Consider the following 25,554-nt stretch of genomic DNA (forward strand, 5'->3'; position numbering starts at 1 on the left):
GGCTGTTGTTCAAAGTCATAATCTTTAAAGAAATCTTCTTTCCTGCCGATTCCAAACCGGATTTTTCCGAAGTGCCTGCCAATAATCCTGAAAGTGAAGATTTTCTTGTACTGTTGTCAACATCACCACTTTGATTTAGATGTGTATCCGCCGCCGGATTTACACTTGTACAAAACGGATTTACCGCATAAAATCCTTCTCCTTTCAATGTGCCTGTATATTTTCCGAACAATGTCAACACAAGCGCTTCTTGAGGTTTCAGCACACGCAGTCCACAATACGGAAACCAGCCTACACACATCCAAAAAATACTGATCCCGAGCAGCAACGGATTTCCGATCATAGCTCCCACAACGCAGACTGCGATTGACAATAGATACAACAATGTTGTTAGAATCAAGACAAGCATTCCGTTTTTCTTATTATTCAGTACTTTTTCTTTCATCATTATCCCTCCTGTTCTTGTTTGATATCATTATGATATCATTTTGTTTGTATTTTGTAAATAGTAATTCAAATATTTTATTTTTTGAGTATTGACAAAACATTCTTCCGTACATATACTATACTCAAAGCTAGTTAGTTACTCAACTAACAAACTAATGCACAAGGTGGTGATACGATGCATATCAATCCTAATATAGAAAAACCTATTTTTATTCAAATAGCTGAGCAGCTTGAAGACTCCATTTTTACAAAAGTGTTTCCTGAAGAAACAAAAATCCCTTCGACAAATGAACTCTCCTCTTTATTGAATATTAATCCTCATACTGTCTTAAAAGGAATGAATCTTTTAGTAGACGAGGAAATCATATACAAGAAAAGAGGGTTGGGCATGTTTGTAAAAAAGGGAGCAGTCAATAAAATCCTATTAAAACGGCAAAGTCAGTTTTACGAACAATACGTTGCTGCATTGATTCAAGAGGCATCCAAACTGCATATGAAAAAAGAAGAAATTATTTCATTAATAGAAAGGGGTTTTGAACATGAACAAAATTCAGATTAAAAATATCACAAAAAAATATAATAATTTAACAGCCCTTGACGATGTTTCATTTTCCTTTGAGTTCGGAAAAATTTACGGCCTTTTGGGGCGAAACGGAGCGGGCAAATCTACACTTATCAATATAATCGCAAATCGTATTTTTGCCGACGAAGGAATGATTCTTGTAGATGACATTCCGGCAAAAGAAAATATGCAGGTACACGAAAAAGTGTTTTGTATGAGCGAAGCTGATTTATATGATAAAGATTTAAAAATAAAAGAACACTTCAGGTGGATCAATCGGTTTTATGATTGTTTTGATTTAAATAAGGCCTTGACTATTGCCAAAATGTTTGACCTTGACATCAACAAAAAATTCAGATCGTTATCTAAAGGTTACCAATCCATTTTTAAATTAACAGCGGCATTGTCATTAAATATTCCTTATGTAATCTTTGACGAACCAGTCTTAGGATTAGATGCAAATCATAGAGAACTGTTTTATGAACTGCTTTTACAAGATTTTGAAAATAATGAACGAACAATCATTATCGCTACACACTTGATTGAAGAAGTAACAAATATTATTGAAGAAGTTGTTTTGATCGATCACGGAAGCTGAGCATTCAGTTCCTTTAATTTAGCTGAGATCTGCTCTCGGGTCACCTTGGCTTTTGCTCTCAGCTCAGCAATTTTTTGTTTCCGTTTTTCCTGTTCTTCTTTTACCTTTTCCTTCTTCTTACCAGAAATCTCATTTTTTGTATAAGCCCAGACTTTCTTTCCCTCATCATTAAGCTTTGTTGTGGAACGTCGCCCTTTGAGTTCTCTGGTTCTCATATAATATTCATGAGCTTTCACTGGGTCGTAATAAGGAGACGCATAGTGTTGAAGAGGTTCGTTAATATCCATTAGGGCTCCTCCTCATCATCCGAAACATAGCTTCCTAGCTTTCAAGATGTCATAAGACCATCCTTCGGTTACTCCTTTTAGAATATAGCTGGATAACTCCGCATCCGTTGCAATCGCTACCTGCTCAACAGTCTTCATACGCTCAATATAATAGGATCGAGCTTCTACACACCGAACAGTTGGATCGCTAATCTCTCCCTTTTTCGAAAAGACTTCTAAATCGGAAGGTCGACGGCTAAGCCCATCCAAGGCTGCATATGCTTTTTTCCAGATTGGATATTGAAGACAAAAATGCTTCAGCTCATAATAACGATGACGTTCAATCCAATATGGATTTTTCTCCGATAATTCCGGACGAATTGTTGTGCCCATTTTTAATTTTTCTCTCCTTTCCACAAATATCCCGTTTCCTCCCAAAGCCGTTTCGGAGAGATGTAAAAATTGATGCGTCCGTATCTTGAATTCATCTCCTCAATGTTGGTTATCAATTTACCATTTCTAGTAGCTTTTCCAATTGGTAGCCACCCGGATATAATACCGGCACGAACCCAAGAAGCATCTTTTCCATACACTCTGGCTACCACTACCACTGGAACAGACCCCGGTGTAAATGTAATTTCTTCCATTGGCTGTTACCTCCTTTCAACGGCTATTCTAGGATAAGACTTGCGATTTGTTAAAACAACCTCAGTGGCAAAACGATACACACAAAAAAGAAAGAGCCCTTGTTAGGACTCCATTCTCTTGAAGTATAATTTTTGCAATTTTGCTCTCATCCTTGTCAATTCCATTTGGATGTTGTCTACTTGACTTGGATTCTTTGTTCTTAAAAGTATGTCCTCAAACATTCGAATCTTAGTCTGTAAGTGCCGTTCCTCTTTTGACATGATTTTTCTCCTTTCGTTTTATTCTTCACAAAAGGAGTTGTAATTCCTGCGAATTCCTCCATCGAATCATGGTCATTTCACATGGATAATCTTCATATCCATAAGTTTCACAAGTAATAAAACCTTCCAACACACCACGAATCACCTCTGCTTCGTATTGCTTATACGGAAAAATATAATCTGGTAACTCTCTATGTATTTGACCGCAAACGGGACATCGAAAACGTTCAATCTCTATCCACGAAGTTTTTCCGCCTTTCGTCCGTACTATTCTTGAAACCTTATCATACCGTTTTAATTTAGACCCACAATTCTGACAAATTGATTTATCATTACTAACCATATATTAAAACCCTTTAAAATATTGAGTGTAGGAGTTGACAATTCCTACACTAGCATATATGATTACTCATGATAAATCAACATTGCCACACACAAAACTCATTTTAATATCGTGAAGGAGGTATGAAATATGCTGCTAAAATGTCCCGAATGCGAATTACAGATAAGCGATAAAGCTACTTTCTGCCCACATTGTGGATATCCGATACAGCCAGACATCAAACCAAGAAAGCCCCGCAATAAAAATAATAAAAGAAAACGACTTCCTAACGGCTTTGGACAGATAAGTCAAATCAAAAATCGAAACCTTAGAAACCCATATCGGGCAATGGTTACTGTTGGAAAAACATCTACTGGTCGTCCTATATGTAAGCCACTAAAACCGGAATCCTATTTTCCAACTTATAACGACGCCTATGCCGCATTAGTAGAATATAATAAAAATCCATATGACTTAAAGCCGGACATTACAGTGAAAGAGCTTTACGAAAAATGGACTGCTGAGTATTTTAAAAATGCCACAGACAACTATATTAGGACTGTAAACTCGGCATGGGCTTATTGTTCTTCTATATATGATATGCGTGCGAAAGACATCAGATCTCGACATATTAAAGGGTGTATGGAGGAAGGTTTTCGAATTGAAACTCGCGGAAAAAAGAAAGGGGAAAAAGTTTATGCAACTCCAGGAACTAAATCGAGAATAAAATCACTATTCAATAACATGCTAGACTATGCTTTAGAATACGAAATTGTACCAATGAATTATGCAAGAACATTTGAGCTCTCTGGAGATGTTATCGTTGAAATAGAAAAAAACAAGAAAAAGCATTTTCCCTTTGATAATAAAGAAATGGATCTTTTATGGAAAAATGTTGATGATGTTAAATTTACAGACTGGATTATCATACAATGCTATATGGGATGGCGACCTCAAGAACTTGCTACTTTACGCTTAGATGAAGTAAATTTGGAGAAATGGTATATGCAAGCAGGAATGAAAACGGAAGCCGGAAAGCAACGGATTGTTCCTATTCATTCCAAAATCAAAGAACTTGTGAAACGCAATTATGATTTCGCCCTTTCTATAAACAGCGATTATCTTTTCAATGATAAAGGACAAACTCACTCTGGTTCCTGGTCTGTAACATACGACAAATATGCAAGTCGTTTTGAAAAGGTTGTTAAACAATTAAACTTGAATCCCGAACACAGACCTCATGATCCTCGAACAACATTTGTTACGATGGGTAAAAAAGCCGGAATGGATGAATACGCCCTCAAAGAAATGGTCGGTCATTCAATTCAAGATATAACTGAATCCACTTACACCGTACGTGATTTAGAATGGTTGCGAGAGGATATAGAAAAAATAAAATAATATGTTTTTTCAGTGTAGGAATAGGTGTGTAGAAGTAGTGTAGGAATAATGTATGAATAACATACATTTTCCTACTTTTTTCTACTTCTTACAACTTCTTAAACCCTTGATTTTACTGGATTTCTTAGAACTTGCCTTCCTTAGCTGCCTCCTCGATGAAATCTGCGAACGAAACAACAGATACAGCAAATAAAGACACCGCATCGGACGAAGCATCAGATGTACAAGATGGCGATACGCCTCTGATCGGATCATGGATCGATCTTAGTTACGGTATACAAGTGAAAATTGAAAAAGACGGAACTTTTGTCGTTTGGAATGATGAACAAACAGCCAAAGGAACGTACACATACGAAAACAACTATTTAGTAATGACATCAAAAGACGTCCAAAACGAAGAAAAAGGATATGTGAAACTTTCAGATGATCATTTTGCGTTATTTACTTCTGACTCTATGATCCTAGATTACACTACTGATTGTTTTGTACGCAGCAGCGCCGCTGACAAATATGATCCTGCAAAAGATTTTAGCAGATATAACCAGGCATGGACTATAGCATCCGGTCCTGACCAATTTGTAATCAACAATGAAACATACGACGCCAACGAACTGTATATTATTTTAACAGAAGGAAACCGATTGAGAATAGGAAAACCTGAAAAAATCGGCGATTCTAACTACGAAGTACTGACAGAAGGTCTGATTGAGTTTTCAGATAACTATAATAAGCTGGAATTTATTTTCAGCGATCCTTTTACAGGACAAGACGGAACTGACTACAGATCCGAATTAAAAGACGGTCAGTGGATCATTTCCCCTGAAGGAGAGATTGCCGACAATCCTCAGCTTGTTTTATCACCTTTGTAAAAATGCTCTAAGGTGATCATTGCAATCATCAGAAGCGCCAAAAGTACGTTCCAAGATTGACAGACGCTCACCACGTAAAAAGGAGCTGTCAGTAAATACTGTTTTTTAGCTGCTAAATCTTAAAATAAGAGAATCTCCTACAGAAATCAACATTTTTGATACTTGATCTTCCATGGGAGATTCTTATTTTTTTGTATATGTTTTCGAGCGCCCCTTCAAGATGATAATTGAACGTTCCTCTCTACTTTATGTCAAATCCTCTTCTAATCGCCTCTATGTATTGTTTTTCACCATCGAACATCTCCGCCGCTAACAAAGAGGCGCCTTCTACCGGCGTATATTTAGGCGCGCATAACCGGACGCCTTCTGTTTTCAACTGTTCTCGTAACGGGCCTAATATAAACTCTCCTGCATGAAACAAACCTCCTGAATAAGATACAAGTGTTCCTTCGCCGAATTTCAACTTCCGGTATACGGAACCAACGATCATTGCCAACTCATCCGCCGCAATCTCATACATTTTCACAGCTTCCAAATCTCCTTTTTGGGCAGCTTCTAACAAATATTTTTGAAGGCCTGCTATTTTCGTTCGATCATTTCGGTACCGCCGATTAAAAATATCAATAATATCAAAATCACATTTTAACTCAAATCTATTCCGAAAAATCTCCAAAAGAGCGCCTTTTTCCGCCCTTCCATCGCTTTCTTTTGAAAAAAGTTCTAAAGATTTCATACCAAGCCAGTAACATGATCCTTCATCCGAAAATCTTTCATCCCATCCGCCGGCACGAGCTTCCTCACCCGCGTCATTTCTTCCATATGCAATCGATCCGGTGCCGGCAACGAGATTAATCCCGGAAGATAATCCGAGGGATCCCGCCCACCCCACCACACTATCGTTCACAATTTTCACAGGGAGTTCTGTTATTTCTTTAATACGGGACAAAAATTCACCATCACCGTCTTTCGACTCTCCCCAGTTAGGAAGAGCGAGACAAATGTACGCTTCCCGGTCATTCAAAATTTCGTGAACCGTTTCTTTTAAAAGCGCAATCGAATTGTCCATTCCTACATGTTTGTAAGATACTGTAGCAATCGTCTTTGCTTCAATAATATCTCCATTTTCATTTATAAGCAAAAAGGCCGTTTTCGTTCCACCGCCATCTATCCCTAAAAAGAACACCCCGTTTCCTCCATTCAACAATGTTTTTCCCAAGCTTCCGGAAGCAAATCAAGATTTGCACGGATAAGATCTTTTAACAATAATTCCGGATATTTGCAATTAGATACAAGCGGATCCAAAAACATCGCCTGCCGTGCAAGCTCATAATTACATGTTGCCGCCGCTTCTACCATTAACAGATATTCTCTCCCAAGGCGATCGCACTGTGCTGCAATCGCATCCGGAAGTTTTCCGATTTTCTGCGGATGAAGCCCAAACTCATCAATATAAGTAGGTAATTCTACAATGATACCCGAAGAGACATTATCGATATAACCATTGTTGATCACATTGACCATTTCATCAGAAATATCTCCTGTTGCAAGCGAACGAATAAAATAAGTCGCTGTTTCTCCTGAGCCTTTCAGGAATTCTTCATATCCCTCTTTTTTTGTCCTTACTTCATCAAACAGAACTCTTGCCTCTTCTCTCCAACCGTCAACAACTTTAAAATCATTGTTTTTCCACTCATAATCCTGTTCCATAAGAACTTCTTCTTTCATGTAATACGGAAAAAACTCTCCCACATGACGATCACCGGGCGCCGGATATAAACCATATATGTCATATAACTGCTTTGAAATAGGTTCTTTTTTATCAAATCCGCTCTCTTTTAATTTGTCATGTAACTTAGGATAAACGTCTTTGCCATCAATCTTCATATCCGTAAACCACGTTAAATGATTAATTCCTGCGGCACGATATGTAAATCTTTCTATCGGAACTTTAAAAACTTCTTCTGCAAGTTGTTTTGCCATATCCGGCGTTCCATGACATAAACCGAAATTCTTAATTTTTGTATATTTCTGAAGCGCAAGGCAGATTGCCCCCTCGGGATTGGCATAATTAATTATCCATGCATCCGGGCAGATCTCTTCCATTGTTTTAGCAACATCAAGGATGACCGGTATCGTTCTTAATGCTCGAATAATCCCGCCCGGACCTATTGTATCTCCAACCGACTGAAGTACTCCGTGTTTTGTCGACACCTCTATGTCACTCTTCCAACGCTCGTACCCTCCTGTTGCAATCGTATTAAACAAATAATCCGTTCCCGGCAGCGCCTCTTTATAGTCAATATGCGCTGTAACTTCAAATTCCTGACCCGAAAATGCAACAAGCTCTTTCACAGCTTCTTCCGTCTCTCTAAGCAGCTTTTCATCCAAATCCACAAGTGCGATATGCCCCTTTTTTATAGTATCTTCTTTCAGAATATCTCCCACAAGTCTCATTGTAAAAACAGAGCTTCCCGCACCCAAAAAAACAAATTTAAAAAACTCTTTTTTCATTCTCTCCAGTCCCCTTTCTATTTAATTCCAGTCATTGTAATTCCTTCTATAAACTGCTTTTGGAAAATAAAATATATAATAATAATCGGTATCATAACCAAAACACCCGCACTCATCGAAGTACAGTAATCCGTTAACAAGCTGGAATTAAAGAAATTCAACGCCAGCGGCAACGTCATTTTATCTTCATCTACAATCGCTATTAACGGCCACAAATAATCATTCCATCTTCCCATAAATATAAAAATGCACAGTGCCGCGATTGCAGGTTTGATCGTATGAATTACAATGCCAAAAAAGATTCTCCATTCCCCTGCCCCATCGATCCTAGCCGCCTCTAATATATCATTCGGAATGCTTTCCGCAAATTGACGACACAAAAATATTCCAAATCCCGATACCATGAAAGGTATAATCAGCGCTGACATAGAATTTAAAATATTCAACTTGCTGCAAATGATATATGTGGGAATCATCGTTACCTGAAAAGGAACCATCATCGTAATCAACACACAAACAAACAGAAAATTTTTCCCCTTAAAATTAAATTTACCAAAAATATATCCCCCAAGACAACTCGTAAATACTACGATAGCTGTTGATACGACAGATGAAAACAAACTGTTCCACAGCCAGGTCATAAATGGGGCTTCAGTCAATACTTTCTTATATCCGGATACGATCCATTCTGATGGGAAAAATGTTGTCGGTATACTCATAATTTCCGCATTGCTTTTGAAAGACAGCATCAAACACCAAAAAAACGGAAATGCAACAACTATAAAGGCAACTGCTAAAATAATAATTTTCCCTATTCGCACAAGCTTTTTCACCTTCGACACCTCCTAGTATTCCCAGTCTTGCTTTCCGACTTTTAACTGAACTAATGATACTATTAATATAATACCAAGCAACACAACTGCCATCGCCGATGCATATCCCATCTGCGAATATCTGAACGCATAATTATAGATATTTAATCCTATGACATTCGTATGGTTTTCCGGTCCTCCCTGCGTCATAATCTGCACCTGAGCAAAAACCTGAAAATACGAAATGCATGTCATAATGACAACAAAAAGCATATTCCTCGACATCAAAGGCAATGTAATTTTAAAAAATTTCTGTATACTGTTTGCCCCGTCAATTTCAGCCGCTTCTAAAAACATATTCGGTATATTATCTAACCCTGACATCAATATGACCAAATTGTATCCCAAATCGCACCAAAGCGTAACCAGTACAATACTAAACAAAGCCGTTCTCGGATCATTTAACCAGTTAATCGGATGATCCATTCCAAGTGCCATCAGTGCCTGATTTAAAACTCCATTCGCAGGATCGAACATAATCAACCAAACATAACACACTGCAACAATCGGCACTACTGCCGGCAAAAACATCCAGCCACGAAAAAAGCTTCTTGCCCTTTTTTTCGAAGTGATTTAATCAATACCGCTAAAAATGTGGAAATACAAATATTTAAAACTACTGCGACTAAAACAAATACTACTGTATTTTTAAGCGCTCCTAAAAACTCCGGATCTTGAAATAACATCTTATAATTCGCCAGTCCCACAAAGGGAGCTCCCGGAAATCCATTATAATTATAAAATGACATTACAATGCTGAATATGATAGGAACTACAGAAAATATAAAAAACAGCAGCATTATCGGAGTAAGTCCACATACAATAAATCGTCTTTGAAGACGTTTTAATCTGCTTGTCTTTTTTTCCACCGCCACTCCTCCAATCAGTTTGAGAGGAGACAAACGTCTCCTCTTAAATACTTATTTTGCCTGTTTCAATAATTCCTGAATATGGTTATTGATACTTGTCTCCATTTCCTCCAACGCTTCATCTGTACCAATACTTCCAGATGCCGCTTTTGTAAATGTATCTAATAAAGTTTTCTTAACAAAGTCCATATCCTGAACAGGTCCTACGCTTCTTGCATACTGTAAATACTGATACTGATCGCTCACTCTTACATTTCTTTCATCCGACTGATAACCCTCATCATCAATAATCGCTTTTAAGGACGCAACTGTTCCTGTTCCCAAATTAAACTCTTTTGCATTTTCAGGTTCCATACAATATTTTACGAAATCCCACGCGGTATCTTTATTTTTACTGTTTTCAGAAACAACATATCCCCAGCCTGATTCAACTGTAAAATATGGAATATCGCCTTTTACAGGAGGCATAAATACATATTTCCAATTTTCATTTTCCAAATCATCTCCAACTGCAGATGCCCAGGAACCTTTTACTAATTGAGCCGCTTTGTTTGCAAAGAAATACTGCTCTGTCGGCATTTTTGCAGTAATGTGTTTCGTATCTGTTACTTTTTCCACCGTAACGAGATCTACTAATTTTTGCCACGCTTCTTTCGCTTCCGGAGAAGTCAGAACAAACTTTGTCTGATCCTCATTCCAAAAATCTCCACCATTTTGCATAATCCATGACAAGAATAATGCCGCAAAGTTATCTCCGTTATAAAACTCAAGTCCGCCATACTCCTGAACATCCCCATTGAATTTTGCGCTATTTTTCGCAATCTTCATCACATCGTCGAATGTTTTCGGTCCGTCAGGAACGCCTGCCGCCGCCGCATCTTCCCGATTATAGAATAGTCCATACTCAACATTCATCTCAATCGGAACTCCATAGTAAGTTCCGTCCTTTGCATATCCATCTACAGCGCCCTGTAAATAATCTGTCTCAAAGTTTGCAGATAATTCTTCCGGAACTTCCGCCAGCAGTTTCTGATTCATGTAAGTCGGAATCCACGCTCCAAACACTTGCATAATATCCGGTTCATTTCCGGCAGTAAAAGCTGCTTTCATTTTCTGACTCATGGCATCATAAGGAAATGTCTGAATATTAATCTTTACTCCCGTTTCCTTTTCATAATTCTCCGCAAGTTTCTTTGTCTCGTCAACAAATGCCTGTCCATTATGCATCCACAAATTCAATTCCTTAGACGCCTCTTTGTTTCCGCCGTTTTCCTTGTCTCCGCCTGCAGAACATCCGCCTAAAATCATTCCCGTAGTCATAACTCCCGCCAATACTACTGACATAATCTTTAACGATCTCTTTTTCATTTTCTTACTTCCTCCTTTTTAATGTCCTTTTTTGTTCCAAAATACACCTTCAGGCAAATCATTAATTGCTCTTATTTTTTCCGGATTTACCTTAAACCTCCTTTCTTCCGTCAGAAAACCGTTTTTCTCTTGCTGTACGTCGGATAATTGCGTATAACAGTATCCGCAAACATATGGCAGAGATTTGATTCCTACCGTAAGAGCTTTATATCTTTCCAGAAAATCTTCCTCTGTTTTTACTTTTTCACCGTATCCCCATGACTCTTTATCATTATCCTCAAAGGCAATGCCTCCGTACTCACTAATCAGAACAGGTTCTCCTTTATAACCAAACCCTTGCGCATAAGCTGCCCTGAAATTATTATGATAAATCTCGCAGCTTAACACTTCTTCTTTTTTAGTTAAGTATTTACGCCGCATTATTTCTCCGTCTTCTTCATAATCATGAAGTGTTAAAATATCCGACGTAGTGTGTTCCCAGCCATCATTAGAAATAACAGGTCTTGTGCTGTCCAACGATTTTGTCAAATGATAAACCGCCTGCGAATAGTTTTGCTGGCAAACATCTCTTTCAATCGCGGGCACTCCCCATGATTCATTTAGCGGAGTCCATATGATAATGCAGGGGTGATTATAATTTTGCTCAACAATCTCAGTCCACTCTCTCACAAAATTTTTCGCAGCTTTATCAGAATATTTATAGAAAGATGGACCTTCTCCCCAAACAAGAAGTCCGTGCACATCACACCAGTACAAAAAACGATCGCTTTCTGTTTTCTGATGTTTTCTCACGCCATTAAATCCCATCCGTTTTACATATTCTATATCCTTTAGCAGCACGTCATCGTTTTCCGGCGTTAATCCGGTATCTTTCCAATACCCTTGATCAAGAACCAATCTCTGATACAAAGGCTGCCCATTCAATAGGACAAGACCGTTTCTGATTCGGATATCTCTCATACCAAAATAAGATTCCACTTCATCTTTACAGTTATCATCCTCATCTAAAATCGAGATTTTTAATGTATACAAGTTCGGAGCGTCAGGACTCCACAGTTCGATCCCCCACTCCCCAACGTACTTGTTATATACGTCTATATCCATCTGACAGACACCTGCTTCTAATTTTCCGGAAACACTATTAATAAATTTCCCTTCAAAATAAACGTCCGATTTCATTATTAAATTCTCTTTATTTGAATGACACATTGTATGAATGGTAACTGTCTTTTTATAAATATCGGGCGTAATCTTTATTTTTTCCACATAATCATCAGAAACCTGTTCAAGCCATACGTCTTTCCATATACCAGTCGTCTGAACGTACCAGCATCCATAATTATCAGATAACCAACGTTGTTTTCCCCGAACCTGCTCTTCACTATGCGGATCTTCAACTCTTATGCTAAGAAGCACTTCTTCGCCTTCTGCAAATTTTCCAAGTTCAAACGCAAATCTTGTATATGCTCCGTCATGTGATCCTTTATAAACTCCATTCACCCAAAGATCTAAATGATAATCGCACCCCTCAAAATTAATTTGAATACTTTGATCTTTTTTAAACTCATTTGTTATGATTATGTTTTTCCAATACCATATAACTCCATGCGGTCTTTCATCTCCGATCCCACTTTTACCCGTTTCATATGTGAAGGGAACATTGATTTTACGATCCCCTCTGACGGTATGACTCCATCCCTCTAAAACCCCTATATTCTCATCATCAAACGCAAAATCCCACTGTCCGTTCAATAAGAAAAAAGACTCTCTTTTTAATTGTGGCCTTGGATACAAATCTTTCGTTCTTATTTTGGATCACCTCCTCTAATTGGTATTATAATAGTATTACATTTATTCAATATTTGCAACAATTAGATATTAACCTTAGTATTTTTATGCGAATTGCATATATTCTTCCACTACTCATTGTGTATTTCGATAATTTTTATTCTATTTCATTGATTTTTTTGTGCGTTTATTATATTATTTTATTATCAGTATAATTAGCACTCACCCATGAAATGATATTGTTTCAATTATTTACTATTACGAGGGGCTTATGAAAGAAAATAACAACAATACAATTTACAAGTATTCTCAGCTATATGACATTTTGCTTGAGAAAATACTCGCAAACGAATGGAAGGCTAATGATAAAATGCCTACTGAGCGAGAATTGAGCATTAGATACAACGTAAGCCGAGTCACAGTCCGAGACACACTAAACCGGCTGGCTCAAGCCGGATACATTTATCGGATTCAAGGAAAAGGAACTTTTGTATCTGTTCGAAAAATAGAAAAAAAATTAACAAAACTGTATACTCTCAGGAAACGTTTTGAAGAAAAAGGCGTTGTGCATGAAGTTAAGACACTTCAATTTGAAGTAATCTCTCCCTCTGACGATATCCGAGAAAAATTAGAAATAATAGAAAACGAAGATGTGTATAAACTTATACGCTGCTTTTATGCAGATCATATTCCATATGCTATTGAGATTTCATTCGTACCAACAGGCCCTTATCCTGATTTGAGCGCAAATGATATAGAAAAGCAGGGATTGTATAAAAGCATGCAAATGTATAACATTATTCCGGAACATGCAAGCGAAAATATTTTCGCTGTAAAATTAACAAATGAAGATGCCCTAATATTAGGTCTGAAACCACAGGACATAGCAATACAAATTGAGAGAACAACCCATTCAAACAATCGTATCATTGAATTTACAACATCACTAATAAAAACAGAATACTTTTATTACACATCGGAACTTAGTTCTACATAAATACCCGGCAGTTCCTTCGGGTGTCCCTGTGCATAGAAAGACTCTTCGACTGTAATACAACAAAACTGCCGCTTTAACGATTCATGAAATCGTAAAGCGGCAGTTCCATATTCTCATTCCGATGTATTCCTACAATTTCGCATTTTAACAAAACCGTATTTAATCTATTCTGTCAAAATCCCTGATCTTAGCACCTCTTCCAACAGACACTGCGTTTCTTTTTTCGTCTGCTCAAGAGAATTTCCTTCCCTCCGGCATTCATTCACAAATCCTAACATTCCGAAACAGACAAAACCTGCTATCTTTTTTGCGGAATATTTCAATTTACTCCGCACATGAGCTGTATGCATCTCAACCGTCTCTAAAATAATACTGTAAAGGCGAGATGCCAGATACGGATTCACCTCCGGATTCGTATACTGAAAGAAATCAAACCGGGCATAATAAAGATCCAAAATCGCATTCAGCATATTTACATACCCGAGTACAAGTTCCCCCTCCGGATTATTCTCCTTCTGCCGTCTGTAATAATCTTCTCTGCCTATACTACGCATATCGTTAAAGATATCGTCCAAAAGAGATTGCTTGTCACTGTAATGCGAGCAAAACGTAATTCTGCTGACCTTTGCCTCTTTACAGAGTTCCGTAACAGAAATGTGTTCAAAATCTTCGATCGAAAGCATTCTGATCATCGCATCCTTAAGATTATGCTTTGTTCTTATGATCCGCTTATCTTCCATATCCGGTAAAATTCCTTCCTCTATCCACTCCTTTTACTATTGATAATAATATCGAAACTTCTATTGATAGTCAATAACATCGATCCATTTCATCAGGAAGTCTTTCTCCAGTTCATTGTCTTTTGTAAGCTGCGCTGCCGCCACGATCGGAAGCCACTGCTGTACATACTGTCTTGCCGTATCGCTCTTTTTGCAGAACAATTTCAAATACAGATCTGCTGTTTCCTGATCTTTCAATGCAAAGAGAAGATATGTCATAGCCGCGTCCGCACTTGCATTTCCCTGTGTTGCATGCGCCCAGTCCACAACCGTCATCTTGCCGTTTTTACCTACGATCACATTACTCGGATTGAAATCGCCGTGGCATACTTTATTATGTTTCGGCATACTTTCAAGTCTTGTAAGAAGCTCGTATCTTGTTGTTGCATCCAAATCTTTCAGGCTGTTGATCTGGCGGGCAAGCTTATCTTTCATTCCTTTCAGAAGAGGAGATGTTTTGCCGTGAATCTGAAGCTGAAGGTCTACAAAATCTTCCATATACTTCTCAATATTCTTTTTGTCGGAATTCATCATATCTTCCATTGTCTTTCCGTCTTTATACTCGATCTCGAGCGCCCACTTGCCTTCAACCAGGGAAACTCCTTTCACCTTAGGAATATCCAGTCCTGTTTCTTCGATCCGCGCCGTGATCAAAGCTTCGTTAAATACATCTGACTTCGGATGCTCTTCGTTAAATACTTTCACAATACTGTCGTCACATTTATAGACGGTTTTATACGAACGTTTTACGATAATGTTGTTTTCTTCAAGTTTCATGGTAGGTTCCTCCTTAAATGGGTTTTTGTTTTTCGTTTTTGATGAGCTCATTATACACCGTAATTTTCAGGAAAGAAACCCCTTAAAGCAAACTTTGTGCAATTTTTAACTATTTTTTTATTATTGATCTAATTGTTAATTTTTTATCATTCCTTCTGTTTTGTTTTTATTTTGTACATAGATTTATATGTTTGAACCGAAATAATTTGAAAAAAGCAAACAGAGCGCTGTGAAAGCAGCGCTCTGTTATTATTCGCAGTTACGGTTCTTATTTACCGTAGTAGCATTTCAGGTAGATTTCTTTGATCTCCTTCATAAGCGGATATCTCGGGTTTGCTCCTGTACACTGGTCGTTAAATGCCTGTTCGCACATATCATCCAAAGTATCAAGGAAGTATTTCTCGTCAATACCGTAATCTTTAATTGTTTTCTTAATACCGATCTTTTCTTTCAGATCTTCAAGTTTTGCGATGAAGTTCTCAAATACTTCTTCGTCTGTGTTTCCTGTGCATCCTGCAAAACGTCCAAGCTCTGCATATCTTGCAAGTGCATGCGGATACTGATACTGTGAGAATGTTCCCATCTTTGTCGGAACTTCTGCCGCATTATATCTCATAACTTCCGTAAGGATTACAGCGTTTGCAACACCGTGCGGTAAGTGATGGAATGCACCAAGTTTATGAGCCATAGAGTGGTTCACACCAAGGAACGCATTTGCAAATGCCATACCTGCCATACAGGAAGCGTTTGCCATCTCTTCACGAGCTTTCGGATCGTTTGCTCCGTTCTCGTATGCTGACGGAAGGTTTTCAAATACCATTTTAACAGCTTTCATTGCAAGACCGTCTGTATAGTCTGTTGCCATGATAGATACATATGCTTCGATCGCATGTGTCATAACGTCGATACCTGATGCGCTTGTCAGTCCCTTCGGAGCTGTCATTGCATTGTCAACGTCAACGATTGCCATGTTCGGAAGAAGTTCGTAGTCAGCGATCGGCCATTTAACGCCTGTTTCAGCATCTGTAATGATCGCGAACGGTGTAACCTCAGAACCTGTTCCTGAAGATGTCGGAATAGCTACGAAGTATGCTTTCTCTCCCATTTTCGGGAATGTAAATACTCTCTTACGAATATCCATGAAGTCCATAGCCATGTCTTCAAAGTTTGCTTCCGGATGCTCATACATAAGCCACATGATCTTAGCAGCATCCATTGCAGATCCACCGCCGAGTGCGATAATTGTATCCGGCTCGAATGCTCTCATCTGAGCAACACCTTCCTGAGCACACTGCAGAGTCGGGTCCGGAGCTACGTTATAGAAGCATGTATGCTGAATTCCCATCTCATCCAGTTTCTTCTCGATCGGATCTACATATCCGTTTTTGTAAAGGAATGTATCTGTAACGATGAATGCTTTCTTTTTGTGCATTACTGTTCCCAGCTCGTCAAGCGCTACCGGCATACATCCTTTCTTAAAGTAAACTTTCTCAGGTGTTCTAAACCACAGCATATTCTCTCTCCTCTCGGCAACTGTTTTCACGTTCAGAAGATGTTTTACACCAACGTTTTCTGATACGGAGTTTCCACCCCATGATCCACATCCAAGTGTAAGTGACGGAGCAAGTTTAAAGTTGTAAAGATCTCCGATACCACCCTGTGAAGCCGGTGTATTGATCAGAACACGGCAAGTTTTCATTGCTTCGTAATGTTTCTGGATCTTCTCTTTCTCTGCCGGATGTACATACAGAGAAGATGTATGTCCGTATCCGCCGTCAGCTACAAGCTGTGCAGCTTTATCAAGAGCTTCGTCAAATGTTTTTGCTTTATACATTGCAAGTACCGGTGACAGTTTCTCGTGAGCAAATTCTTCTGCGATATCTACAGACTCAACTTCACCGATAAGGATTTTTGTATCTTCCGGAACATTTACACCTGCAAGTTTTGCGATTTCATATGCAGATTTTCCCGGAATTTTGCTGTTAAGAGCTCCGTTAATGATGATTGTTTTACGAACCGCATCAAGCTCTTTTCCAGGTTTCAGGAAGTAGCAGCCTCTGTAAGCGAACTCTTTTTTCGCCTGCTCGTATACGCTCTCCAGAACAGTTACAGACTGCTCGGAAGCACAGATCATACCATTATCAAATGTTTTAGAATGGATAATAGAGTTTACAGCCATTCTTACATCTGCTGTGTCATCAATGATAACCGGTGTATTTCCGGCGCCAACGCCAAGAGCCGGTTTTCCTGAAGAGTAAGCAGCTTTTACCATTCCCGGGCCACCTGTTGCCAGAATGATGTCTGCGTCTCTCATAACTGTGTTTGTGAGCTCCAGTGACGGTGCATCGATCCATCCGATGATTCCTTCCGGCGCTCCTGCTTTTACAGCAGCTTCAAGTACAACTTTTGCAGCTGCGATCGTACATTCTTTTGCAGCCGGGTGTGGGCTGATGATGATCGCATTTCTTGTCTTCAAACAGATCAATGTTTTGAAGATTGCCGTAGAAGTCGGGTTTGTTGTCGGGATAACCGCAGCAACAAGACCGATCGGCTCTGCTACTTTTTTGATTCCGTAAGCTGTATCTTCTTCGATCACGCCACAAGTTTTTGTGTTCTTGTATGCGTTATATATATACTCTGCAGCATAGTGGTTTTTGATAACTTTATCTTCAACAATACCTCTCTGCGTCTCTTCTACTGCCATCTTTGCAAGCGGGATACGCTGTTTGTTGGCTGCCATAGCTGCTTCATAGAAAATCTTGTCAACCTGCTTCTGAGTAAATGTCGCGAAAACTTTCTGTGCTTCGCGCATTGCTTTCATTTTTGCTTCAAGCGCTTCTACACTGTCAACAATCTCAGGTACGACTGTTTTTTCTTTCTTTGCCATTTGATAATTCCTCCTGTAATTGAGTTCCGGTTTATCTTTTCAACCGTTATCTATCTTGTTTCTCACAAGTTCAAGTATATCTGTTTGTTAAATAATTGTCAACAACATATTTGTTAATATTTTAACGGTATTTTTTTTGTATTATTTGTGCATTTTCTACAAAACAGTAAAAATCCTATGAAAATTATCATTGTAAAAAAACTCCTCCTATGAATTTCATAGAAAGAGTTTCTCATTGATTCAATATTAATCTGCCGAAAATATTCGGGAACTCAGCTATTATACAAGCTCAAGAAGAACTTCCATCGCCGCGTCACCTTTACGCTGACCGATCTTCACGATTCTTGTGTAACCACCGTTACGATCTGCATATTTCGGAGCGATCTCATCAAATAATTTTGCAACCATATCGACTTCTTTTGCCTTTTTGTTCTCGCCCTCTTTAACCGGGTAAAGAACTTTCAGCATCTCACGTCTTGCGTGAAGTCTGCTCGGCTGATCTTTTTTGATCTTTTTCTCTACTTCATCGTAAACAGTAACTTTCTTTCCGTCTACAACTTCTTTTACTCTCTTGCCGTCTTTATCTTTGCGGGCAACTTTTGCCATTACTGTTACTTCATCGAAATTATCTTTCTCTTTCACAGCCAACGCGATAAGACCTTCTGCTGTTTTACGGATTTCTTTTGCTTTCGCCTCAGTTGTAACGATCTTTCCGTTGTTAAGCAGAGCTGTTACCTGATTTCTGATCAATGCTTTTCTCTGGCTGGATGTTCTGCCGAGTTTTCTATATTTTGCCATTCTTATATTTCCTCCTAATCTTTCCGTCATAATTCGGATGCGCCGTCTGCAGAACCGCGCTTCGCACGTCTGCCGCTATTGTTTATAAACAAAACCTTAACGCATACTCGTTCTTTTTGAAAAACACGCCGGCACGCATTTTCCCTCCCGGTATATGTCTGAACTATGACTACACATTCAATTATGCATCTTCGGGCTTATTAATCAAATGCTCGCGGATCGTCCTGTATTCCGAACAATCCACGATTTTCTATAAAGCGATTATTCCTCGCCCTGATTCAACTCAAGATTGAGTTCTTTTAACTTAGCAAGCACTTCCTCAAGTGATTTACGTCCGAGGTTACGAACTTTCATCATATCTTCAGGAGTCTTATTAGTAAGTTCTTCTACCGTATTGATTCCGGCTCTCTTCAGACAATTATAGGAACGAACGGAAAGTTCAAGTTCATCAATGCTCATCTCAAGAACTTTCTCTTTCTCATCGTCTTCTTTCTCGATCATTACTTCCGCAACCTGAGCAACTTCCGAAAGATCAACGAAAAGTTTCAAATGTTCGCTCAGCACTTTTGCCGCAAGGCTTACCGCCTCATCAGGAAGCATTGTTCCTTTTGTCCAAACATCAAGTGTTAATTTATCATAATCCGTAATCTGTCCGACACGAGTATTCTCAACAGTCAGATTCACACGTTCAACCGGTGTATAGATCGAGTCAATCGCAATCACTCCGATCGGCATATCTTCTGTTTTGTTCTTATCAGAACTTACATATCCTCTGCCCTTTGTGATCGTCAATTCCATATTCAGCCTGCAGTCTTTGCCGCCGCTCAATGTAGCGATCACCTGATCCGGATTTACGATCTCAATATCAGGGTCATTAATATTGATGTCTGCTCCTGTCACAACACCTTCGCCTTCAAACTCAATATATACTGTTTTCGGCTCGTCTGACTCAGACATATTTCTTATCGCGAGAGATTTCAAATTCATGATAATCTCCGTAACGTCTTCTTTTACGCCCGGTATCGAACTGAATTCATGAAGAACTCCGTCGATCTTAACGGAACTGATCGCAGAACCCGGAAGAGATGAGAGCATGATTCTTCTTAGAGAATTTCCGAGTGTTGTACCATATCCTCTTTCAAGCGGTTCTACAACAAATCTTCCATATTTTTTATCTTCCGAAACATCCGTAATCTCAATATTAGGTTTATTAAAATCAAACACTACACAGACCCTCCTTTTGGGTTTTAAAATGTTGAAGGGATACGCTGTTGCAGCCGATATTATTTAGAATATAACTCGACAATCAACATCTCATCTACCGGAACATCGATCGCTTCTCTTGCCGGAAGTTCTTTTACAGATCCTTTCAGGTTCTCTGCATCAACATCGAGCCATTCCGGAACCATGTTGCTGCCAGTCGCTTCAAGAATGTCTTTATATCTCTGTGAGCCTTTTTTGTTTTCTTTGATCTCAATCGTATCTCCTGCTTTTACAAGGTAAGACGGAATGTTTACCTGTTTTCCGTTTACGAGAACGTGTTTGTGATCAACGATCTGTCTTGCTTCTTTTCTTGTTCTTGCAAGTCCCATGCGGAAGATTACGTTGTCCAGTCTGGACTCAAGAATTCTCATCAGGTTTTCACCTGTCATTCCTTCCATCTGTTTTGCTTTCGCATAGTAGTTTCTAAACGGTTTTTCAAGTACGCCGTAGATGAATTTCGCTTTCTGTTTCTCGCGAAGCTGCAGACCGTACTCGCTCATTTTTCTGTTTGCTCTTTTTAACTGTCTGTTAGATTTTTTATTAATTCCGAGGTAAATCGGATCCATGCCTAAAGAACGGCATCTTTTAAGAACAGGAACTCTGTTTACTGCCATGTCTATCCTCCTAATTTATACATACGAGCGGTTTCATACCGCTTTCCAAGTTACTTTCCGGTGTATGATAATGTTCAGCCGTCGATTACACTCTTCTGCGTTTCGGCGGGCGGCATCCGTTATGCGGAACCGGTGTTACGTCTTTGATACTTACTACGTCAATACCGCATGCCTGAAGAGCACGGATTGCCGCTTCACGTCCTGATCCCGGTCCTTTTACGAATACATCTACAGACTTAAGTCCGTGTACCAATGCCGCTTTAGCTGCTGTCTCAGCTGCCATCTGCGCTGCATATGGAGTAGATTTTCTTGAACCTCTAAATCCCAGACCGCCTGCACTTGCCCATGAAAGAGCATTTCCCTGTGTATCTGTTAATGTAACGATTGTATTATTAAAAGATGACTGGATATGTGCCTGTCCTCGTTCAACGTTTTTCTTGACACGTTTTTTTTGTTTACTTTTTTTGCAACTTTCTTTGCCATTTAAACTAACCTACTTTCTTCTTTCTCTTTGATTTAATTCCTTGTTATAACAAGTTTGTTCGCTCAGCTAAGCTCATGCTTCGCATTTGCTAAGATTTGCGAACGGCTTCGCACTAAATTCAAACTTCGTTTTCATTAAGTTGCTTTCAGCTTATTTTTTCTTGTTTGCTACTGTTCTCTTCGGACCTTTACATGTTCTTGCGTTTGTCTTTGTCTTCTGACCACGCACCGGAAGTCCTTTTCTATGACGGATTCCACGGTAGCATCCGATTTCTTTCAGTCTCTTGATGTTAAGCTGGATCTCTCTTCTAAGATCACCTTCTACAACCTGAGTTTCATCGATCACTGCGCTGATCTTTTTTACTTCTTCACTTGTAAGATCTCTTACACGAGTATTCGGATCTACTCCTGCATCTGCCAAAATACGGCTTGCGCTTGTTCTTCCGATTCCATAAATATAAGTCAAGCCGATCTCTACACGTTTGTCTCTTGGTAAGTCTACACCTGCAATACGAGCCATGTGTCTTTCCTCCATTTTCTTTGTTTATACTGTCTTTAATTGAGGCTGCGGACGCTCTGCTTATTATAATGCCGCATCCTACCGGCCTTTTGCCGATATCCCAGCCCAGACGCGTTCTCCTCGCGCCCTTTCCCGGCACGGATCTTATCCGTCAATGCAAACGCCGGGTATTAGAAGCAATATACAATCGCATCCGTTCAAGCCATATGCCGGCTCTGCCTATGATCGTCACAAATGGACGAAACGGGCAAACTACGGAAGCGGGACACACGCACTGCCGGTACCTGATGGGCAGATACGGTGTAACCTTACTGTATATTAAACAGCTCTACACACATCCTCGTGTGTCATGCTGTCAGCCGCCTAAATCACTTCACAAACTTCCTGTCAATTAACCCTGACGCTGTTTGTGTTTCGGATTTTCACAGATTACTCTGATGCTTCCTTTTCTTTTAATAATCTTGCATTTTTCACAAATTGGTTTTACTGATGATCTAACCTTCATGTCAAATCCTCCTTCCCTTCTTTGCTTACCTACAATTTCCGGTCATTTGGGCACACCTCACCAGAAATGACCATTTCATAGTATATCACCAACCCCGCATTTAAGTCAACCCTCTATTTCTTATACTTTCCTATTTCTTTTTCGCTCCGCTTTTTAATCGCAAATATTACGCAAAAAAGTTGTTCTGTACATAAGCCCTGACTCTTCGTCACTGCAGTCTCACAGAACAACTTCCCGTAAATACTCAAATTCCGCCCGGCTTTATTGCACCGGCTTCCTTTATGCTTTATTTATCTCTCCAGATAATTCTCCCCTTGCTAAGATCATATGGCGACATCTCGAGCGTCACTTTATCTCCCGGAAGAATTTTAATAAAGTTCATTCTTAATTTTCCGCTGATATGTGCAAGAACGATATGTCCGTTCTCGAGTTCCACTTTAAACATTGCATTCGGGAGCTTCTCTACTACTACTCCCTCGATTTCTATTACGTCAGCTTTTGACATATTATTTAATCCTCCTGAATTTCGGCATCACATGCCGTTTCACATTTTTACTCTCCCAGAATCCTTACAATTTCCGCAAATACATCATCAATATCGATCGTTCCGTCTACTTCCTTTAAAATACCGGACTGTGTATAATAATCGATCAAAGGCTGCGTCTGGTCATGATAGACGCCAAGTCTTTTCAGAACTGTTTCCGGCTTGTCATCGTCGCGAAGAATCAAACCGCCTCCGCATTTATCGCAAATTCCTTCTTCTTTCGTAGGGGCATATACGAGATGATATGTTGCCCCGCAGTCTACGCAGGCTCTTCTTCCCGACATTCTGTTTACGATATTTTCATCCGGAACTTCTACGTCGATAGCATAATCTATCTTCTGTCCCATGTCGGCAAGAGCTTTGTCTAATGCTTCTGCCTGCGGAATCGTACGCGGAAAACCGTCAAGCACATATCCGTTCGCACAATCATCCTGATTCACTCTATCTACAACAAGATCGACTACTAATTCATCCGGCACAAGAAGACCCTGATCCATATATGTCTTCGCCTTTTTCCCAAGCTCCGTTCCGTTTTTGATATTGGCACGGAAAATATCTCCCGTGGAAATATGTGGAATCGAATATTTTTCTGCAATCTTTTTAGCCTGTGTTCCTTTTCCGGCTCCCGGCGCTCCCAGCATGATAATCTTCATAACTTCTACCTCCGATCGATATGCAAACAGTTCTTTTGCCCCGAAATATTTTCCTGCATACAGAACTGTTTTTTGTTTTATCTTAAAATACACCTTGAGCCCGCTGCGTTTTGCCTTTTTCAAGGCAAAACAGGGCGAGCTGTTAAACATTGTTATTTAATATCCAAGAAAGCTGTTTGACGCGTTGCTTCCTTTATTATTTAAGAATCCTGTGTAATTTCTCACAAGCATCTGCGACTCAATCTTCTTGATCGTTTCAAGCACAACACCTACGATAATGATAAGCGATGTTCCTCCGAAAGAAACGTTTGCGCCGAACATACCATTGAAGAAGAATGGGATTACCTGAACGATAATCAGTCCGCATGCGCCTATGAAAATAATGTAATTCAAAATTTTCTGCAAATATTCAACTGTCGGTTTTCCCGGACGAATACCCGGAACAAATCCGCCGCTCTTCTTCATATTATTTGCAATCTCCAAAGGATTAAATGTAATCGATGTATAGAAATATGCAAAGAAGATTGTGAGCAGAATATATACAAGCAGTCCAACCGTATAAACCGGTTTTGCCGGATTACACCAGTTGTTTGAATTCATTGCAGCAAGGATCTGGCTTCCGATGCCTGTTCCGTTTCCTTTTCCGAGGAACTGGGCAATGACGATCGGAGTCTGCATCAAAGATGATGCAAAGATAACCGGGATTACTCCGGCAGTGTTTACACGAAGCGGAATATGTGTAGACTGTCCGCCGTATGTTTTTCTTCCCTGTACTTTTTTAGAATACTGTACCGCAATTCGTCTTTCTCCGCTCTGAAGAAGAACAACAAAGACTACTACTGCAAGAATTACCGCTAAAATAATCAATCCCGCAAGACCTGCCTGAGCAAGTTTCTTTCCACTCATGAATTTCTCGTAAAGTGTGTATAAATCACTCGGAACACGAGAAATAATATTGATCAGAAGAACGATAGAAATACCGTTTCCGACACCGTTTTCAGTGATGCGCTCACCGATCCACATCATAAAGGCACTTCCCGCCGTCAGTGTACATACGACAACTGCACAGCTTACGAAATTGTATTCTTCGAGAAGACCCTGTCGACCGAATCCAACTGCCATTGCAGTAGACTCAATAAGCGCCAGCGCAACTGTCACATAACGTGTAATTGCGGCAATCTTCTTTCTTCCTTCTTCTCCTTCTTTTTGCATCTCCTCTAATTTCGGAATTGCGATTGTGAGAAGCTGCATAATAATGGATGAAGTGATGTACGGTGTGATGCTCAATGCAAAAATGGAAAAGTTTGTAAACGAGCCTCCGGTGAACGCTTCAAAAAAGTTGAAAGCGTCCCCCGTCTGCTGTGCAAAAAATTCCTTGATAAATGTCGGATCTACCCCCGGAGTCGGAAGCTGTGATCCAAGTCTTACGATGACAAGCATTACGAACGTATAAAAAATTCGTTTTCTGATATCCTCAATCTGAAATGCTTTACGCACTGTCTTCAGCATTAGATCACCTCTGCTTTTCCACCAAGCGCTTCAATTTTCTCAGCAGCTTTTGCACTAAATGCATTTGCCTGAACTGTAAGCTTCTTAGTTAACTCTCCATTTCCAAGAATTTTAACTCCGTCTCTCGGGTTTTTCACGATACCGCTCTCGATCAGTGTTTCAACAGATACTGTAGCTCCGTCCTCGAATCTTTCGAGTTCGCTGATGTTGATACCTACGATCGTCTTAGAGTTTCTGCAAGTGAATCCTCTCTTCGGTATTCTTCTGTACAAAGGCATCTGACCGCCTTCGAATCCGGGTCTTGTAGCGCCGGAACGTGCTTTCTGTCCCTTATGGCCTTTACCGGCTGTCTTACCGTTTCCTGAACCATGTCCACGGCCTCTTCTGAAATTATCACTCTGTTTTGAACCGTCTGCCGGTCTTAAGTTTGATAAGTCCATGACG

At 39.6% G+C, this 25,554-nt stretch carries 28 protein-coding genes and 2 pseudogenes; 5 read left to right on the forward strand and 25 right to left on the reverse strand.

The window, feature by feature from the left end; translation table 11 throughout:
• Positions 1-445 (reverse strand): annotated as a pseudogene (locus tag RUMTOR_RS09390) (SPFH domain-containing protein); the annotation flags it as partial.
• Between the two features lie 177 nt (positions 446-622).
• On the opposite strand from RUMTOR_RS09390, the gene RUMTOR_RS09395 reads away from it, so the two are divergent.
• Together RUMTOR_RS09395 and RUMTOR_RS09400 are read left to right on the forward strand one after the other, a co-directional pair.
• Entirely contained in the window at positions 623-1,006 is a 384-nt protein-coding gene (locus tag RUMTOR_RS09395; RefSeq protein ID WP_004847460.1) for a GntR family transcriptional regulator, read from the forward strand.
• On the forward strand, positions 987-1,607 hold the full coding sequence (locus RUMTOR_RS09400) for an ATP-binding cassette domain-containing protein (protein WP_004847461.1): 621 nt from the start codon (positions 987-989) through the stop codon (positions 1,605-1,607). Before RUMTOR_RS09395 ends, RUMTOR_RS09400 begins: the two co-directional genes overlap by 20 nt.
• Here RUMTOR_RS09400 and RUMTOR_RS09405 read toward each other — a convergent pair.
• From RUMTOR_RS09405 to RUMTOR_RS09420, 4 genes are all read right to left on the reverse strand, one after another.
• Positions 1,595-1,894: a hypothetical protein gene (locus RUMTOR_RS09405; protein ID WP_004846165.1), complete on the reverse strand. Its 300-nt coding sequence runs from the start codon at positions 1,892-1,894 to the stop codon at positions 1,595-1,597. The genes RUMTOR_RS09400 and RUMTOR_RS09405 overlap by 13 nt on opposite strands.
• 15 nt (positions 1,895-1,909) lie before the next feature.
• Positions 1,910-2,290: a hypothetical protein gene (locus tag RUMTOR_RS09410; RefSeq protein ID WP_330360029.1), complete on the reverse strand. Its 381-nt coding sequence runs from the start codon at positions 2,288-2,290 to the stop codon at positions 1,910-1,912.
• A complete protein-coding gene (locus tag RUMTOR_RS09415) occupies positions 2,269-2,520 on the reverse strand; it encodes a hypothetical protein (protein WP_004845176.1) in 252 nt (83 codons plus the stop codon). The genes RUMTOR_RS09410 and RUMTOR_RS09415 overlap by 22 nt, the downstream gene beginning before the upstream one ends.
• A gap of 286 nt (positions 2,521-2,806) precedes the next feature.
• Positions 2,807-3,124, reverse strand: a complete 318-nt coding sequence (locus tag RUMTOR_RS09420; RefSeq protein WP_004846167.1) for a DUF6431 domain-containing protein — start codon at positions 3,122-3,124, stop codon at positions 2,807-2,809.
• 129 nt (positions 3,125-3,253) lie between these two features.
• Between RUMTOR_RS09420 and RUMTOR_RS09425 the strand changes: the two genes are divergently transcribed.
• Positions 3,254-4,504 carry a tyrosine-type recombinase/integrase gene (locus RUMTOR_RS09425; RefSeq protein WP_004847465.1) on the forward strand — a complete coding sequence of 417 codons (1,251 nt, stop codon included), beginning with the start codon at positions 3,254-3,256 and terminating at the stop codon, positions 4,502-4,504.
• Between the two features lie 155 nt (positions 4,505-4,659).
• Entirely contained in the window at positions 4,660-5,373 is a 714-nt protein-coding gene (locus RUMTOR_RS09430) for a hypothetical protein (RefSeq protein ID WP_004847466.1), read from the forward strand.
• Positions 5,374-5,614: 241 nt separating this feature from the next.
• Here RUMTOR_RS09430 and RUMTOR_RS09435 read toward each other — a convergent pair whose 3' ends face one another.
• Genes RUMTOR_RS09435 through RUMTOR_RS09460 form a run of 7 tightly spaced genes read right to left on the reverse strand, consistent with a single transcriptional unit; the run spans position 5,615 to position 12,745 of the window.
• Entirely contained in the window at positions 5,615-6,574 is a 960-nt protein-coding gene (locus RUMTOR_RS09435; RefSeq protein ID WP_155236775.1) for an N-acetylglucosamine kinase, read from the reverse strand.
• Positions 6,571-7,884 (reverse strand): alpha-glucosidase/alpha-galactosidase, encoded by a 1,314-nt coding sequence (locus RUMTOR_RS09440; protein ID WP_004847470.1) that lies wholly within the window; start codon positions 7,882-7,884, stop codon positions 6,571-6,573. Before RUMTOR_RS09440 ends, RUMTOR_RS09435 begins: the two co-directional genes overlap by 4 nt.
• A 17-nt stretch (positions 7,885-7,901) precedes the next feature.
• On the reverse strand, positions 7,902-8,717 hold the full coding sequence (locus RUMTOR_RS09445; protein ID WP_009243072.1) for a carbohydrate ABC transporter permease: 816 nt from the start codon (positions 8,715-8,717) through the stop codon (positions 7,902-7,904).
• Positions 8,718-8,729: 12 nt separating this feature from the next.
• Positions 8,730-9,287, reverse strand: a complete 558-nt coding sequence (locus RUMTOR_RS13520; RefSeq protein ID WP_004847475.1) for a carbohydrate ABC transporter permease — start codon at positions 9,285-9,287, stop codon at positions 8,730-8,732.
• Positions 9,269-9,625 (reverse strand): carbohydrate ABC transporter permease, encoded by a 357-nt coding sequence (locus RUMTOR_RS13525; RefSeq protein ID WP_242647704.1) that lies wholly within the window; start codon positions 9,623-9,625, stop codon positions 9,269-9,271. The genes RUMTOR_RS13520 and RUMTOR_RS13525 overlap by 19 nt, the downstream gene beginning before the upstream one ends.
• Positions 9,626-9,676: 51 nt before the next feature.
• Complete coding sequence (locus RUMTOR_RS09455) at positions 9,677-10,993, reverse strand: ABC transporter substrate-binding protein (RefSeq protein ID WP_004847478.1); 1,317 nt, start codon at positions 10,991-10,993, stop codon at positions 9,677-9,679.
• A gap of 18 nt (positions 10,994-11,011) precedes the next feature.
• On the reverse strand, positions 11,012-12,745 hold the full coding sequence (locus RUMTOR_RS09460) for a glycoside hydrolase family 2 protein (protein WP_044998197.1): 1,734 nt from the start codon (positions 12,743-12,745) through the stop codon (positions 11,012-11,014).
• Between the two features lie 307 nt (positions 12,746-13,052).
• Between RUMTOR_RS09460 and RUMTOR_RS09465 the strand changes: the two genes are divergently transcribed.
• Positions 13,053-13,778, forward strand: coding sequence for a GntR family transcriptional regulator (locus tag RUMTOR_RS09465; protein ID WP_004847482.1), 726 nt, complete (start codon positions 13,053-13,055; stop codon positions 13,776-13,778).
• Positions 13,779-13,942: 164 nt separating this feature from the next.
• Here the strand turns inward: RUMTOR_RS09465 and RUMTOR_RS09470 are convergent, their stop codons facing one another.
• The 13 genes and pseudogenes from RUMTOR_RS09470 to rplO all read right to left on the reverse strand — a co-directional run bounded on the left by RUMTOR_RS09470 (position 13,943) and on the right by rplO (position 25,550).
• The gene (locus RUMTOR_RS09470; RefSeq protein WP_004847485.1) at positions 13,943-14,518 is read right to left on the reverse strand and encodes a TetR/AcrR family transcriptional regulator; all 576 of its coding nucleotides are present in this window, start codon (positions 14,516-14,518) and stop codon (positions 13,943-13,945) included.
• Positions 14,519-14,578: 60 nt separating this feature from the next.
• Positions 14,579-15,334, reverse strand: coding sequence for an aminoglycoside phosphotransferase family protein (locus RUMTOR_RS09475; protein ID WP_009243077.1), 756 nt, complete (start codon positions 15,332-15,334; stop codon positions 14,579-14,581).
• A gap of 268 nt (positions 15,335-15,602) precedes the next feature.
• Entirely contained in the window at positions 15,603-18,221 is a 2,619-nt protein-coding gene (gene adhE, locus RUMTOR_RS09480) for a bifunctional acetaldehyde-CoA/alcohol dehydrogenase (RefSeq protein ID WP_004847487.1), read from the reverse strand.
• Positions 18,222-18,500: 279 nt separating this feature from the next.
• Positions 18,501-19,019, reverse strand: a complete 519-nt coding sequence (locus RUMTOR_RS09485; protein ID WP_009243079.1) for a bL17 family ribosomal protein — start codon at positions 19,017-19,019, stop codon at positions 18,501-18,503.
• A gap of 261 nt (positions 19,020-19,280) precedes the next feature.
• Positions 19,281-20,243: a DNA-directed RNA polymerase subunit alpha gene (locus RUMTOR_RS09490; RefSeq protein ID WP_009243080.1), complete on the reverse strand. Its 963-nt coding sequence runs from the start codon at positions 20,241-20,243 to the stop codon at positions 19,281-19,283.
• A 59-nt stretch (positions 20,244-20,302) separates the two neighbouring features.
• The gene (gene rpsD / locus RUMTOR_RS09495; RefSeq protein WP_009243081.1) at positions 20,303-20,896 is read right to left on the reverse strand and encodes a 30S ribosomal protein S4; all 594 of its coding nucleotides are present in this window, start codon (positions 20,894-20,896) and stop codon (positions 20,303-20,305) included.
• Positions 20,897-20,981: 85 nt separating this feature from the next.
• Positions 20,982-21,379: pseudogene (gene rpsK, locus RUMTOR_RS09500) on the reverse strand (30S ribosomal protein S11).
• A gap of 151 nt (positions 21,380-21,530) precedes the next feature.
• Positions 21,531-21,899 (reverse strand): 30S ribosomal protein S13, encoded by a 369-nt coding sequence (gene rpsM, locus RUMTOR_RS09505; protein ID WP_009243082.1) that lies wholly within the window; start codon positions 21,897-21,899, stop codon positions 21,531-21,533.
• A 391-nt stretch (positions 21,900-22,290) separates the two neighbouring features.
• Entirely contained in the window at positions 22,291-22,404 is a 114-nt protein-coding gene (gene rpmJ, locus RUMTOR_RS09510; RefSeq protein ID WP_003497809.1) for a 50S ribosomal protein L36, read from the reverse strand.
• Between the two features lie 286 nt (positions 22,405-22,690).
• A complete protein-coding gene (infA, locus tag RUMTOR_RS09515; protein WP_004847497.1) occupies positions 22,691-22,909 on the reverse strand; it encodes a translation initiation factor IF-1 in 219 nt (72 codons plus the stop codon).
• 47 nt (positions 22,910-22,956) lie between these two features.
• On the reverse strand, positions 22,957-23,601 hold the full coding sequence (locus tag RUMTOR_RS09520; RefSeq protein WP_044929484.1) for an adenylate kinase: 645 nt from the start codon (positions 23,599-23,601) through the stop codon (positions 22,957-22,959).
• A gap of 156 nt (positions 23,602-23,757) precedes the next feature.
• Positions 23,758-25,110, reverse strand: a complete 1,353-nt coding sequence (secY, locus tag RUMTOR_RS09525; RefSeq protein WP_004847499.1) for a preprotein translocase subunit SecY — start codon at positions 25,108-25,110, stop codon at positions 23,758-23,760.
• A complete protein-coding gene (rplO, locus tag RUMTOR_RS09530; protein WP_004847500.1) occupies positions 25,110-25,550 on the reverse strand; it encodes a 50S ribosomal protein L15 in 441 nt (146 codons plus the stop codon). The genes secY and rplO overlap by 1 nt, the downstream gene beginning before the upstream one ends.
• Positions 25,551-25,554 lie beyond the last annotated feature (4 nt).

Origin of the sequence: [Ruminococcus] torques ATCC 27756 (genome assembly GCF_000153925.1) — a bacterium.
Lineage (GTDB): Bacteria > Bacillota > Clostridia > Lachnospirales > Lachnospiraceae > Mediterraneibacter > Mediterraneibacter torques.